Origin of the sequence: Pseudomonas fluorescens (genome assembly GCF_001307275.1) — a bacterium.
Classification (GTDB): domain Bacteria; phylum Pseudomonadota; class Gammaproteobacteria; order Pseudomonadales; family Pseudomonadaceae; genus Aquipseudomonas; species Aquipseudomonas fluorescens_AA.
Map to the genome: position 1 here is coordinate 6,295,048 of NZ_CP012831.1, position 13,804 is coordinate 6,308,851.

Here is a 13,804-nt window from a genome sequence, read left to right on the forward strand (position 1 = left end):
AGCGGCACTGACGTGATGGGATGGAACGGTTCTGGCGAATCCTGTTGAATCGCTGCATCATGCGCCGCCCCCTATAAAGAAGCTGGCCTGTAGACGTTGTTCCCGGCCGCCCTTACGCCGGGATTGGCGCACCACTTTCAATGCCTGAAGTATCCGTCCATGAGCCCGACCACACGCGTTTTGAACGCCTCAACCAAAGCGCTTTACCGGCTTTGTCTGTTACTGCCACTGCTGGCTACCCATGAGGCGAGCGCTGAACCTCCGGTCATTGAACTGCACATTCCTGACGCACCACCGCTGACCTTCGTCAACGACCCCAGGGGCCACGGCATCGTGGGCGATGTCGCCGTGGCGGCCATGACCAGGGCCGGGTACACCGTAAAGGTCCATGTGCTTCCCTGGGCCCGGGCACAAAAGCATGTCAGCGAAGAACATGACCACTTGATCACCCCCCTGTCGCGCATCCCCACTCGTGAGGATCGCTTCACCTGGATCGCCTCGATCATGCCCATGGAGCGCGCCTTTTTCAGCCTCGAGCGGCGGGTGAGCAGCTTCGCCCAAGCGAAAGAAACCTACCGCAAGATCGGCGTCGGCCTGGGCAGCGCACAGGAAGATATCCTGCGCACCGAAGGCTTCAGCGATGAACAAATCTATCCGTTGGCCATCGGCGACAATCCCGCCCAGATGCTGTTGATGGGGCGCATCGATGCCTGGTTCAACGGGGTGCCGGAGAGTCGTTACATCTGGCCGAAGGTGTCCAAGCGCAAACTGCTCATGAGTTCGGTTGGCAGCAACGCCGACCTTTACCTGGCCTGCTCCAGGCAATGCTCACCGGAAATGGTCGAGCATTTGCGCGACGCGGTTGAAGCGCTTCGCGCGGATGGGACCGTCAAGCGTGTCCATGACCTTTATTTGCCGCAGTAGGCTGTCGCGAGGGAAGCCGGACTAGAGCCCTCATCGATGGCTTATATCATTCTGAATGATAGTTACCTTTGCTTCATTCGATTCGTTCCTGTGCCTTGCGCCACGCATCATCCGCCCATTCTCAATACATTGGCGGATGCTATCCATGGAACATTCACTTTCAAAACTGCGTTTTCCCCTCGCGCTGCTGGCGGTGCTGGTGATGAGCGCCTGTGGCAAGACTCCCGACACGGCAGCGTCCATGCCGCCGGCCAAAGTCAGTGTGGCCAAGGTGTTGGAGCAGCCCGTCAACGAATGGGATGAGTTCACCGGCCGCCTCGAGGCGCCAGAAACCGTCGAGATCCGCCCGCGGGTTTCCGGGCAGATCGACGAAGTGGCCTTCACCGAAGGCGCGCTGGTCAAGAAAGGCGACCTGTTGTTCCAGATCGACCCACGCCCCTTCCAGGCTGAAGTCCGTCGTCTCGAAGCCCAACTGGCTCAAGCCCGCGCCACCGCGACCCGCAGCGAGAACGAAGCCCAGCGTGGCGAGCGCCTGCGCTTGAGCAACGCCATTTCCGCCGAGTTGGCGGATTCGCGCACCAGCGCCGCCCAGGAAGCCCGTGCCGCCGCCGCCGCCATCCAGGCGCAGTTGGACCTGGCGAAACTGAACCTGAGCTTTACCCGGGTCACCTCGCCCATCAGCGGTCGCGTCAGCCGGGCGGACATCACCGCCGGCAACCTGGTGACCGCCGACGTCACGCCGCTGACCAGCGTCGTGTCCACCGACAAGGTCTACGCCTACTTCGACGCCGACGAGCGTGTTTTCCTCAAGTACACCCAACTCGCCCGCCAGGGCCAGCGCGGCCAGGCCACGCCGGTCTACATGGGCCTGTCCAACGAGGACGGCAACCCGCACCTGGGCCAGATGAACTTCGTCGACAACCAGGTCAACCCGCAGACCGGCACCATTCGTGGTCGCGCCGTGTTCGACAACAAGGACGGCGCCTACACCCCAGGCCTGTACGCCCGCCTGAAGCTGGTAGGCAGCGGCACTTACGCCGCCGTGCTGATCAACGACGAAGCCGTGGGCACCGACCTGGGCAAGAAATTCGTGCTGGTGATGGACGCCGACAACAAGCCGGCCTACCGCGCCGTCGAGTTGGGGCCGAAGATCGAAGGCCTGCGCATCGTGCGCAGCGGCCTGAGCAAAGACGACACCATCATCGTCAAGGGGCTGCAACGGGCTCGTCCGGGTGCACCGGTCACGCCTGAAACCGTGCCGATGGCCAGCGACGAAACCATTGCAGCCCTGGCACAACAACGTAAAGCGCTCGAAGCCAGCAACCTGCCCCAAGTCGCGCCATCCAAGGCAGCGTCAGGCTCGGCAGGCAAACTGGCCGCTGCGACCCCACGCGGTTAAGGGACTGAATCCAAGATGAAATTTTCCCAGTTCTTCATTTCGCGGCCGATCTTCGCAGCGGTGCTTTCGCTGCTGATCCTGATCGCCGGCGCCATCTCGCTGTTCCAGCTACCGATCAGCGAATACCCGGAAGTCGTGCCGCCGACCGTGGTCGTACGCGCCAACTTCCCCGGCGCCAACCCCAAGGTCATCGGCGAAACCGTGGCCGCGCCCCTGGAACAAGCCATCACCGGCGTCGAGAACATGCTGTACATGTCCTCGCAGTCCACCGCTGACGGCAAGATCACCTTGACCATCACCTTCGCCCTGGGCACCGACCTGGACAACGCCCAGGTGCAGGTGCAGAACCGCGTCACCCGGACCGAGCCCAAACTGCCGGAAGAAGTGACCCGGATCGGTATCACGGTGGACAAGGCATCGCCCGACCTGACCATGGTCGTGCACTTGACCTCGCCGGACAAACGCTACGACATGCTCTACCTGTCCAACTACGCCCTGCTCAACATCAAGGATGAGCTGGCGCGCCTGGGCGGCGTAGGTGATGTGCAACTGTTCGGCATGGGTGACTACTCCCTGCGGGTCTGGCTGGATCCGAACAAGACCGCCTCGCGCAACCTGACCGCCACCGACGTGGTCACCGCGATCCGTGAACAGAACCGCCAGGTGGCGGCCGGTGCCCTGGGGGCGCCGCCATCGCCCAATGCCCAATCCTTCCAGTTGTCGATCAATACCCAGGGTCGCCTGGTGAATGAGGAAGAGTTCGAGAACATCATCATTCGTTCCGGCGCCAACGGCGAGATCACGCGCCTGAAGGACATCGCCCGGGTCGAGTTGGGTTCCAGCCAATACGCCCTGCGCTCGTTGCTGGACAACCAGCCGGCCGTGGCGATCCCGATCTTCCAGCGTCCGGGCTCCAACGCCATCCAGATCTCCAACGACGTTCGCGAGAAGATGGAAGAGCTGAAGAAAGGCTTCCCGGCCGGGATGGACTACAGCATCGTCTATGACCCGACGATCTTCGTCCGGGGTTCCATCGAAGCGGTGGTCCACACCCTGTTCGAAGCCCTGATTCTCGTGGTGCTGGTGGTGATCCTGTTCCTGCAGACCTGGCGCGCCTCGATCATTCCCCTGGTGGCGGTGCCGGTTTCGCTGATCGGTACGTTCGCGGTGATGCACCTGTTCGGCTTCTCGTTGAACGCCCTGTCGCTGTTCGGCCTGGTCCTGGCGATCGGTATCGTGGTGGACGACGCCATCGTGGTGGTGGAGAACGTCGAGCGAAACATCGAGCTGGGACTCACCCCCGTGGAGGCGACCAAGCGCGCCATGGGCGAAGTGACCGGCCCGATCATCGCCACCGCCCTGGTGCTGTGCGCGGTCTTCGTTCCGGCGGCGTTCATCAGTGGCCTGACCGGTCAGTTCTATAAACAGTTCGCCCTGACCATTGCCATCTCCACGGTCATCTCGGCGATCAACTCCCTGACCCTGTCGCCGGCCTTGGCCGCGGTACTGCTCAAGGGCCATGACGCGCCCAAGGACCGTTTCTCCAAATTCCTGGACAAGGTGTTCGGTGGCTGGCTGTTCCGTCCGTTCAACCGCTTCTTCGAGCGTGCCAGCCATGGCTACGTGGGCACCGTCGCTCGGGTGATCCGCAGCAGCGGCATCGCCCTGGTGCTCTACGCCGGCCTGATGGTGCTGACGTTCTTCGGCTTCTCCACCACCCCGACCGGCTTCGTGCCCGGCCAGGACAAGCAATACCTGGTGGCCTTCGCCCAACTGCCGGACGCCTCGAGCCTGGACCGCACCGAAGACGTGATCAAGCGCATGTCCGACCTGGCCCTCAAGCAGCCAGGCGTTGAAAGCGCCGTGGCCTTCCCCGGCCTGTCGATCAACGGTTTCACCAACAGCCCGAACGCCGGCATCGTGTTCGTGACCCTCAAGCCCTTCGACGAGCGCAAGGACCCGAGCATGTCGGCCGGCGCCATCGCCGGTGCCTTGAACGGCAAGTACTCGGAGATCCAGGAAGCCTACATGGCGATCTTCCCACCGCCGCCAGTACAGGGCCTGGGTACCATCGGTGGTTTCCGCCTGCAAATCGAAGACCGGGGCAACCTGGGCTACGACGAGCTGTACAAAGAAACCATGAACATCATCACCAAGAGCCGCAGCGTGCCGGAACTGGCCGGGTTGTTCACCAGCTACACCGTGAACGTGCCCCAGGTCGATGCCGCCATCGACCGTGAAAAAGCCAAGACCCATGGCGTGGCCGTCAGCGACATCTTCGACACCCTGCAGATCTACCTGGGTTCGTTGTATGCCAACGACTTCAACCGCTTCGGTCGCACCTACCAGGTCAACGTCCAGGCCGAGCAGCAGTTCCGTCTCGAATCGGACCAGATCGGCCAGCTCAAGGTGCGCAACAACCGTGGCGAGATGATCCCGCTGGCGACCTTCATCAAGGTCAGCGACACCTCGGGGCCAGACCGTGTGATGCACTACAACGGCTTCATCACCGCTGAAATCAACGGTGCCGCTGCCCCGGGCTACAGTTCCGGCCAGGCTGAAAAGGCCATCGAGAAACTGCTCAAGGACGAACTGCCCAACGGCATGACGTACGAGTGGACCGACCTGACGTACCAGCAGATCCTCTCGGGCAACACCGCACTGTTCGTGTTCCCGCTCTGCGTACTGCTGGCGTTCCTGGTGCTCGCGGCACAGTACGAAAGCTGGAGCCTGCCATTGGCGGTGATCCTGATCGTACCGATGACCCTGCTGTCGGCGATTACCGGGGTGATTCTCTCCGGTGGCGACAACAACATCTTTACCCAGATCGGCTTGATCGTACTGGTGGGACTTGCCTGCAAGAACGCGATTCTGATCGTCGAGTTCGCCAAGGATAAACAGCTCGAAGGCATGAACCCGCTGGCGGCGGTCCTCGAAGCATGCCGCCTGCGTCTGCGGCCGATCCTGATGACCTCCTTCGCCTTCATCATGGGCGTGGTGCCCCTGGTGTTCTCCAGCGGCGCAGGTGCGGAAATGCGTCATGCCATGGGTGTGGCGGTGTTCTCCGGGATGCTCGGCGTGACCTTCTTCGGTCTGCTGCTCACCCCCGTGTTCTATGTACTGATCCGCAACTTCGTCGAGCGCAGCGAGGCCCGCAAGGCGGCCCGGGCTTTGAAACTGGAGGCGCAACAATGAGTTTGAAAGCGTTCGTTCCGAGCTTGCTGGCCCTGGCGCTGAGCGCCTGCGCCGTGGGTCCGGACTACAAGGCACCACACACGGAGGCGGCGAACATCACCACCGCCACCGACGGTGCCGCCGGCCAGAAAAATTTCGACCGTGCCCGCTTCGAAGGCGTCTGGTGGCAGCAGTTCGACGACCCGACCCTCAACGCGTTGGTGACCCGCTCCCTGGATGGCAACCGCGAGTTGCGCGTGGCCTTCGCCCGCTTGCGTGCCGCCCGGGCGATTCGCGATGACGCCAGCAATGACGTGATGCCAACCATCACCAGCCGGGCCAGCAGCGACCTGGGCAAAGGCCAGATTCCCGGGCAGACCACCGACCGGGTCAACACCGAGCGTTACGACCTGGGCCTGGACATGGCCTGGGAGCTGGACCTGTTCGGACGCATCCGGCGCAACCTGGAAGCCACCGATGCCGATCAGCAGGCGGTCGAAGCCGACCTCTATCAGTTGCAGGTGACGATGATCGCCGAACTGGTGGACGCCTACGGTCAATTGCGCGGCGCGCAACTGCGGGAAAAGATCGCCTTGGCGAACCTGAAGAACCAGCAGGATTCGCGCAAGATCACCGAAAGCCTGCGTGATGCCGGCGTCGGCGATCAGCTCGATGTGGTGCGTGCCGATGCCCGCCTGGCGTCTGTAGAAGCCAGCGTGCCGCAACTGCAGGCCGAACAGGTACGCCAACGCAATCGCATCGCCACGTTGCTGGGCGAGCGCCCGGACAAACTCAGCGTGGACCTGAGCCCGAAACAATTGCCGGCCATCGCCAAGGCCCTGCCCATCGGCGATCCGGGTGAACTGCTGCAACGACGCCCGGACATTCTCAGTGCCGAGCGCCAACTGGCCGCCGCCACGGCACGCATCGGCGTGGCCAAGGCCGATCTGTTCCCGCGGGTCAGCCTGAGCGGTTTCCTCGGCTTCACGGCTGGACGCGGTTCGCAGATCGGTTCCTCGGCCGCCAATGCCTGGGCGCTGGGCCCGAGCATTACCTGGGCCGCTTTCGACCTGGGCAGCGTGCGGGCGCGCTTGCGCGGTGCCGACGCCGAGGCGGACGGCGCCCTGGCGACTTACGAACAGCAAGTGCTGCTGGCCCTGGAAGAATCGGAAAACGCCTTCAGTGACTACGGCAAGCGCCAGCAACGGCTGATTTCGCTGATCCGCCAAAGTGAATCGAGCCGCGCCGCCGCCGACCTGGCCGAGATTCGCTACCGCGAAGGCACCGTGGACTTCCTCGTGCTGCTCGATGCCCAACGTGAACGCCTGGCCGCCGAAGACACCCAGGCCCAGGCCGAAGTGGACTTGTACCGCGGCATCGTCGCGATCTACAAGGCCCTGGGTGGCGGGTGGCAACCGGAAACCGTTGCCAGCAACTGACCCGCCCTGCTCAACCGAGCTCCTTTGGTTGGCCGCAACCAACCAATTCTTTGCCCCGCGTTCATTTGGACGCGGGGCTTTTTTTGCCTATCGCCCACACCCACCTGAAAGATCCCATTGTGGGAGCGAGCTTGCTCGCGATAGCGGTGGGTCAGTTGGCGGTGATGTCGGCGGCTCAACCGCCATCGCGAGCGAGCTCGCTCCCACAGGGGGCTCGGGTGGGTACAGGGTTTGTGTCTCCCCTCCATTCCAGTGTGGGAGCCGAGCTTGCTCGCGATGGGGGTGGGTCAGTCAATATCGATATCGCTGATCCGACGCCATCGCGAGCGAGCTCGCTCCCGCAGGGGGCTCGGGTGGGTACAGGGTTTGTGTCTCCCCTCCATTCCAGTGTGGGAGCCGAGCTTGCTCGCGATGGGGGTGGGTCAGTCAATATCGATATCGCTGATCCGACGCCATCGCGAGCAAGCTCGCTCCCACAGGTCCGCTACCGCTGTGACAAGGTTTGACTCAAGCCGCCACCTGACCGAAGCTTGCGACATTTCACGCTTCTGGTAATGGATTCCCTGCATGCCCTCGCCTCGCCGCCGCTATCTGCTCCTCAGTCTCTGTGCCCTGTTGTTGATCGGTCTTGTCGCGGTGTGGCTACGCAGCACCACGCCGCAAATCCCCGAAGCGATCAAGCGTGGTTACAGTGAAGCCTTGGAAAGCGCCCGCAACGGGCAGCCGGGGGCGGCGCGCATGCTTTACCAGCAATTGGGGCGTCCAGACCTCTCACCCAAGCGCCGTGTGTGGCTGCACGCCGAACTGCCCAACTACCCCAGCCCGCAAGCCCTGAAACTGGCGGACGCGGACCTGCACAGCGAATCACCGGACGTGCGTCGGGCCGCCATCGGCAGCATCGTCGGGCTGGTGCCGACGGGCCAGCGCAGCCTGTTGCTCGGCCCACTGCTGGATGATGACGACCCCAATGTCCGGTTCGCCGCCGTGAATGCCCTGCTGGGCCTCTCGCCGGATGACCTCGGCTTGTATTTCGGCGCAATGCAGATCGCCATCGATACCTGGGAGCAGGTGCTCGAGGACGGTCCGAAAACCGCGGACGCCCACTACCAGCTCGCCCGGCTGCACCTGCACAACGCCGAATTGAAGAAAGCCCAATTGGCCCTTGAGCAGGCCTTGCGCCTGCAACCGGACAATCTCCCGGCGCTGGTCATGCAGATCGAAGTGCTGGACAAACAAGGCCAGGGCGAAGCCGCACGACAATTGCTCGCCCGACAGTTGCAAACCCAGCCACCGTCGGCTTATCTGCAACATGCGCTGGGCATGTGGCTGCTGCAACACGGCCAGAGCGAGTATGCGGTGCTCGGTCTGGCAAAAGCCGTGGAACTGGAACCCGAGAACCGGCATTACCGCTATGACCTGGCGACCACCTTGCATGCCGAACAGGAAGTGGAAGCCGCGCAGAAGCAGTTGCAGGAAATCGTCCAGCGCTACCCCGCCGACCGCAAGGCCCGGGTGTTGCTGATCAACTATTGGAAGGAAACCGGTCAGTTGCAGAATGTGCAGATCCTGTTGGCGCAATTGGAACAGTTGAACCCCGATGACCCGGCGCTGCAACAGGGCCTGTAGGAGCTGCCGAAGGCTGCGATCACTCAATTGCCTTCAGCCTCGCTTCGCTCGACAACACCTACAAAGTTTGTGCAGTACACCGCGTTTTATCGATGTAAGCGGAACCGCCATCACCGCCAAAGGTCAAGTGTTCAGGCAGTCGATTTCAGGCGTTACCCCGCCTGCTGCCCACTTCCCTAGTCATGAGAGGGCTATTTTTGTCTACATCTAACGAGTTGATCAGTGCAAAAGCCGCCACCGGCATCGAGGGACTGGACGATATCCTCTCCGGTGGTTTGTCCCGCGGCCATGTGTTCCTGCTCGAGGGCGAACCCGGGACTGGTAAGACCACGGTCGCGTTGCATTTTCTGTTAGCCGGCGCCAAGGCTGGCGAGCGCTCGTTGTACATCACGCTATCGGAAACCGAGCGTGAACTGCGTCAGGGCGCGGCCTCCCACGGGTGGACGCTGGATGACAATATTCATATTTTCGAGCTGACCCCGCCCGAAAGCCTGCTCAATGCCGAGCACCAACAGAGCCTGCTGTATTCCTCGGACCTGGAACTGGGCGAAGCGACGAAGCAGATTTTCGAAGTGGTCGAACGGGTCAAGCCGACCCGGGTCGTGCTCGACAGCCTGTCGGAGATCCGCCTGTTGGCGCAAAGCTCCCTGCGCTATCGTCGGCAGATCCTGGCGATCAAGCATTATTTCGTGCGCTACGACGCCACGGTCCTGTTGCTCGACGACCTGACCACCGAGTCCCTGGACAAGACCGTACACAGCGTTGCCCACGGGGTGGTGCGCCTGGAAGAACTGACCCCCAACTACGGCGCCGAACGGCGGCGGATCCGGGTGGTCAAGTATCGAGGGCAGAAATACCGCGGCGGTTACCATGACTTCACCATCATGGGCGACGGCGTGCACGTCTTCCCGCGCCTGGTCGCCGCCGAACACCGTGGGCAGTACCTGCGCCAGCAACTCTCCAGCGGCATCGGCGAAATGGATGCGCTGCTGGGGGGCGGTATCGAGACGGGGTCCAGTACCTTGATCCTGGGCCCGGCGGGTACCGGCAAGTCGCTGATCGCGCTGATTTTTGCCGCAGCCGCCGTGCATCGCGGCGAGAAAGCCGCACTGTTCATCTTCGATGAAGAGCTGGGCTTGCTGTTCGAGCGCATGAAAAACATCGGCATTGATCTGCAGGCCCTGCTAGAGACCGGCAACCTGCTGATCGAACAGGTCGACGCCGCCGAGTTGTCCCCCGGCGAGTTCTCCCACCGCGTGCGCCGTTGCGTCGATGAGGGCAACATCAAGACCGTGGTCATCGACAGTATCAACGGCTATCAGGCGGCCATGCCGGAAGAGAACGCCCTGGTACTGCACATGCATGAATTGCTGCTCTATCTCAACCGCAAGGGCGCGGCGACCTTCATGACCGTTGCACAGCACGGTCTGGTCGGCGACATGCAAGCGCCCGTGGACATTACTTACCTGGCCGATACGGTGATTCTGTTGCGTTATTTCGAAGCACTGGGCAAGGTTCGCCGGGCGATCTCCATCATCAAGAAACGCACCGGCAGCCACGAGTCGACCATCCGCGAATACCGCATCAGCGGCGTGGGAATGACCATCGGCGAGCCACTGGAGGCGTTCCAGGGCGTCTTGCGCGGGGTCCCCACCTACATGGGCGAGAGCAACCCGCTGCTCAAGGATGAACACCGGTGACGCTGGCCGAGCCCCTGTCCGAGCGGGCGCTGATCCTCGCGCCGCTGGGACGGGACAGCCAGATCGCCTTGATGATCCTCAATGAAGCCGGTTTTGCCGGCCTCATCTGCCGCCACCTGGACCATTTGTGCGAAGAGTTGGAAAGCGGTGCCGGCCTGCTGGTGATTTCTTCGGAGGCTTTGGTAGGGCCCGACCTGGAAACGCTGTTCCAGCAAATCGAACAGCAGCCAACCTGGTCCGACCTGCCCATTGTCTTGTTGACCCATCACGGCGGGCCGGAACAGAACCCGGCGGCCCGTATCGGTACGCAATTGGGCAACGTGACCTTCCTCGAGCGCCCTTTTCATCCGGTGACCCTGATCAGCCTGGTGACCACCGCCCTGCGGGGTCGTCGAAGGCAGTACGAAGCCCGCGACCGCCTGATCGACCTCAGCAACAGTGAACTGCGCCTGCAGACCACCCTTGAAACCCTCGAGCAGCAGGTAGAAGAACGTACCGCCCAGTTGCGTCACAACGAAGAGGCCCTGCGCCAGTCGCAAAAAATGGAAGCGGTCGGTCAGTTGACCGGCGGTATCGCCCACGACTTCAACAACATGCTCACCGGGATCATCGGCAGCCTCGAACTGCTGCGCCGGCGCCTGGCCCGCGGCCGTACCGAGGACCTGGACAGCCTGATCGACCTGGGCGTGACCTCGGCCAACCGCGCCGCCGGCCTGACCCATCGCCTGCTGGCGTTTTCCCGACGGCAATCGCTGGACTCCAAGGCCGTCCAGATGAATACGCTGGTGCTGTCCATGGGCGAGCTGCTGCAACGCAGCCTCAACGAAAGCATTCGCCTGGACATGCAATTGGACGAACAGCTCTGGGTCGCCGAGGCCGACCCCAACCAACTGGAAAGCGCCCTGCTCAACCTGGTGCTCAACGCCCGGGATGCCATGCCCAACGGCGGAAACCTGGTGGTGCAGACTTGCAACCGACACCTGGACGCCGACTTCACCGATGCCTACACCAACCTGGAGCCCGGCGACTATGTGGTGCTGAGCGTGCAGGACACCGGTTATGGCATGCCCGAAGCGGTGATCGGCCGCGCTTTCGACCCGTTTTTCACCACCAAGCCGATCGGCCAGGGCACCGGGCTGGGCCTGTCGATGATCTATGGCTTCAGCAAGCAATCGCGTGGTCATGTGACCATCGACAGCGAAGTCGACAAAGGCACCACCGTGAACTTGTACCTGCCGCGCTTTCGCGGTGAAGAAGTCCACGAGCCCCAGGTCACCACCCAACATGCGCCGTATGCGCAGGACGGCGAAACCGTGCTGATCGTCGAGGACGATCCGGCGGTGCGGGTGCTGGTGAGCGCGGTGTTGAGTGAACTGGGTTATGCCTTTGTGGAAGCGGCCGACGCCAATGGCGCGGTCCCGATCCTCGAGTCAGGCCAACGCATCGACCTGCTGATCAGCGACGTAGGCCTGCCCGGCATGAATGGTCGGCAACTGGCGGAAATCGGCCGGCAGGTGCGCCCGGACCTGCGGGTGCTGTTCATCACCGGCTACGCCGAGCATGCGGCGGTACGCGGCGGCTTCCTTGACCCGGGGATGCAGATGATCACCAAGCCGTTCACGTTTGATTTGTTGACGGCCAAGGTGCGGGAGATGATCAAGGTTTGAGGCGATGGGCAGGCATTGTGGCGAGCACGCTGGCTCCCGCAAGCGGGCGCGGTAGGAGCTGTCGAGCGGAGCGAGGCTGCGATCTTTCCCCAGACACTTGAATCTCCAGCGAAAGATCAAAAGATCGCAGGCTTCGCCAGCTCCTACATAGCCCAGCGGGAGCAAGCGCCCTCGCCGCAGGGTTTTGCCTGATCTGCCGGGACATGCCCCCTCACCCGGCCTACTACGACAACATCGACTGCATGATGCGCTGTAGCTCATCCAAGTCGAACGGTTTATCCAGGATCGGGGCCTTGCGGGTAATGGGGCTATCGGTGTCGCGCACTTCCTGCGCGTAGCCACTGATGAAGATGACCTTCAGTTCGGGCCGCAGCTTGACCGCAGGCTCGGCGATCTGCACCCCGGAAATACCGCCCGGCAGGCGGAAGTCGGTAATCATCATGTCCAGATGCGGCTTGCTCGCCAGGATCTCGAACGCCTGGTCACCGTTTTCGGCCTGCAACACCCGATATCCCTCGCCCGACAGGTAGGCCGACAGCACCATCAGGATCGACGGGTCATCCTCGACGATCAATACAACATCTTGCGCATCTTCACTCATGAGAAGCCTTTGTTCGATCAATAGCTGCTGATACGACCTTAGGGTCTCTCAGAGGTTGCGTCTGTTCGGCGGTTTTGTCCAAGACAGTTTTCTGCAAGGGCAGGCAAACACGAAACAACGCCCCTTCATGGAGACGACTGTCGACCGTGATCGTCCCACCATGGGCCGTGACGATCTGCTCGGAAATGAACAGCCCCAGCCCCAGGCCTGAAGCGGCCGCCTTGGACGATACGCGCTCGAACTGCTGGAAGATACGTTTCTGGTTCTCCTCGCTGATGCCGATGCCGTGGTCCCGGACCTCGATGCAGGCATGCTCGGGCGTCTTGTAGACGCGCACTTCGATCGGGCTCTTGCCACCGTAGCGCAGCGCATTGGTCAACAGGTTCGACACCACTTGTTCGATGCGAAACTCATCCCACTGCCCCTCCACCGCAGGCTCGGCCAGGCAGGTCAATGAGCACTCGGCGATGGCAAACTGCGGCTGGAAGTTGCGCAGCAGGTTCTCCACCAGTGCCGTCAAGTCGAAACGGGTCGGACGGATCGACAGCTTGCCGGTACGAATCCGCGACACATCCAGCATGTCCTCGATCAGCCGGATCAGGCTCTTGATCTGGCGCTCGTCACGCTCGACCATTGCCCGCACCTTGTCCAGGCTGAAGGCCGCGGCATTGTCCCGGGCCAGGTGCATCTTGCGCAGTTGGGTCTCGAGAATGAGGCCATTGAGGGGGGTGCGCACCTCGTGGGCGACAATGGACATGAAGTCGTCACGCATACGCACCGCTTGCTCCAGCTCGCCGCGGGTGGCCTCCAGTTGTTGCAACAGGATCTCCTGTTCCCGCTGGCTCTGCTCGAGGGCCACGACTTGCTCCTTCATGGCCTTGCGCTGGCGATACAGCTCGACGAACACATTGACCTTGCTCTTGACGGCCTGGGTGTCCAGCGGTTTGTGCAGGAAGTCCACCGCGCCGGTTTCATAACCGGTGAAGGCATAGTTGCGTTCACGACCGGCGGCACTGACGAAAATGATCGGGATGCTGCGGGTCTTCTCCGTGCCGCGCATCAGCTCGGCCAGCCCGAAACCGTTCATCTCGGGCATCTGCACATCGATGATGGCCAGGGCAAAGTCGTGTTGCAGCAGCAGGGACAGTGCTTCGTCCGCCGACAGGGCCTTGAAGACCTCGCGGTCTGGCCCCCTGATCAACGCTTCCAGGGCCAACAGATTCTCGGGCAGATCGTCGACGATCAGCAGTTTGGCTTGAACATCTCTTGGCATG

Annotated in this window: 9 protein-coding genes; 7 read left to right on the top strand and 2 right to left on the bottom strand. The window is 62.3% G+C overall.

Translation table 11 applies throughout. The annotated features are described in order from the left end of the window. Positions 1-159 precede the first annotated feature (159 nt). The 7 genes from AO356_RS27620 (at position 160) to AO356_RS27650 (ending at position 11,929) form a co-directional block, all read left to right on the top strand. On the top strand, positions 160-924 hold the full coding sequence (locus AO356_RS27620; RefSeq protein WP_060742515.1) for a substrate-binding periplasmic protein: 765 nt from the start codon (positions 160-162) through the stop codon (positions 922-924). 145 nt (positions 925-1,069) lie between these two features. Beyond that, positions 1,070-2,323: a multidrug efflux RND transporter periplasmic adaptor subunit MexE gene (gene mexE, locus AO356_RS27625; RefSeq protein WP_060742516.1), complete on the top strand. Its 1,254-nt coding sequence runs from the start codon at positions 1,070-1,072 to the stop codon at positions 2,321-2,323. Positions 2,324-2,338: 15 nt separating this feature from the next. After that, on the top strand, positions 2,339-5,518 hold the full coding sequence (locus tag AO356_RS27630) for an efflux RND transporter permease subunit (RefSeq protein WP_060742517.1): 3,180 nt from the start codon (positions 2,339-2,341) through the stop codon (positions 5,516-5,518). Beyond that, entirely contained in the window at positions 5,515-6,936 is a 1,422-nt protein-coding gene (locus AO356_RS27635) for an efflux transporter outer membrane subunit (protein ID WP_060742518.1), read from the top strand. The genes AO356_RS27630 and AO356_RS27635 overlap by 4 nt, the downstream gene beginning before the upstream one ends. A gap of 567 nt (positions 6,937-7,503) precedes the next feature. Then, entirely contained in the window at positions 7,504-8,562 is a 1,059-nt protein-coding gene (locus AO356_RS27640; protein WP_060742519.1) for a tetratricopeptide repeat protein, read from the top strand. A gap of 197 nt (positions 8,563-8,759) precedes the next feature. Beyond that, positions 8,760-10,262: an ATPase domain-containing protein gene (locus AO356_RS27645; protein ID WP_060742520.1), complete on the top strand. Its 1,503-nt coding sequence runs from the start codon at positions 8,760-8,762 to the stop codon at positions 10,260-10,262. Next, complete coding sequence (locus AO356_RS27650; protein WP_060742521.1) at positions 10,259-11,929, top strand: response regulator; 1,671 nt, start codon at positions 10,259-10,261, stop codon at positions 11,927-11,929. Before AO356_RS27645 ends, AO356_RS27650 begins: the two co-directional genes overlap by 4 nt. A gap of 223 nt (positions 11,930-12,152) precedes the next feature. Here AO356_RS27650 and AO356_RS27655 read toward each other — a convergent pair whose 3' ends face one another. Continuing rightward, on the bottom strand, positions 12,153-12,530 hold the full coding sequence (locus AO356_RS27655) for a response regulator (protein ID WP_060742522.1): 378 nt from the start codon (positions 12,528-12,530) through the stop codon (positions 12,153-12,155). Next, on the bottom strand, positions 12,523-13,803 hold the full coding sequence (locus AO356_RS27660; protein WP_060742523.1) for a hybrid sensor histidine kinase/response regulator: 1,281 nt from the start codon (positions 13,801-13,803) through the stop codon (positions 12,523-12,525). The genes AO356_RS27655 and AO356_RS27660 overlap by 8 nt, the downstream gene beginning before the upstream one ends. Position 13,804 lies beyond the last annotated feature (1 nt).

What these genes read in the sequence shown, in the direction of transcription:
- AO356_RS27640 (WP_060742519.1), top strand. Translation starts at nt 7,504, where the DNA reads ATGCCCTCGCCTCGCCGCCGCTATCTGCTCCTCAGTCTCTGTGCCCTG.
- AO356_RS27655 (WP_060742522.1), bottom strand. Translation starts at nt 12,530, where the DNA reads ATGAGTGAAGATGCGCAAGATGTTGTATTGATCGTCGAGGATGACCCG.
- mexE (WP_060742516.1), top strand. Translation starts at nt 1,070, where the DNA reads ATGGAACATTCACTTTCAAAACTGCGTTTTCCCCTCGCGCTGCTGGCG.
- AO356_RS27635 (WP_060742518.1), top strand. Translation starts at nt 5,515, where the DNA reads ATGAGTTTGAAAGCGTTCGTTCCGAGCTTGCTGGCCCTGGCGCTGAGC.
- AO356_RS27660 (WP_060742523.1), bottom strand. Translation starts at nt 13,803, where the DNA reads ATGCCAAGAGATGTTCAAGCCAAACTGCTGATCGTCGACGATCTGCCC.
- AO356_RS27630 (WP_060742517.1), top strand. Translation starts at nt 2,339, where the DNA reads ATGAAATTTTCCCAGTTCTTCATTTCGCGGCCGATCTTCGCAGCGGTG.
- AO356_RS27620 (WP_060742515.1), top strand. Translation starts at nt 160, where the DNA reads ATGAGCCCGACCACACGCGTTTTGAACGCCTCAACCAAAGCGCTTTAC.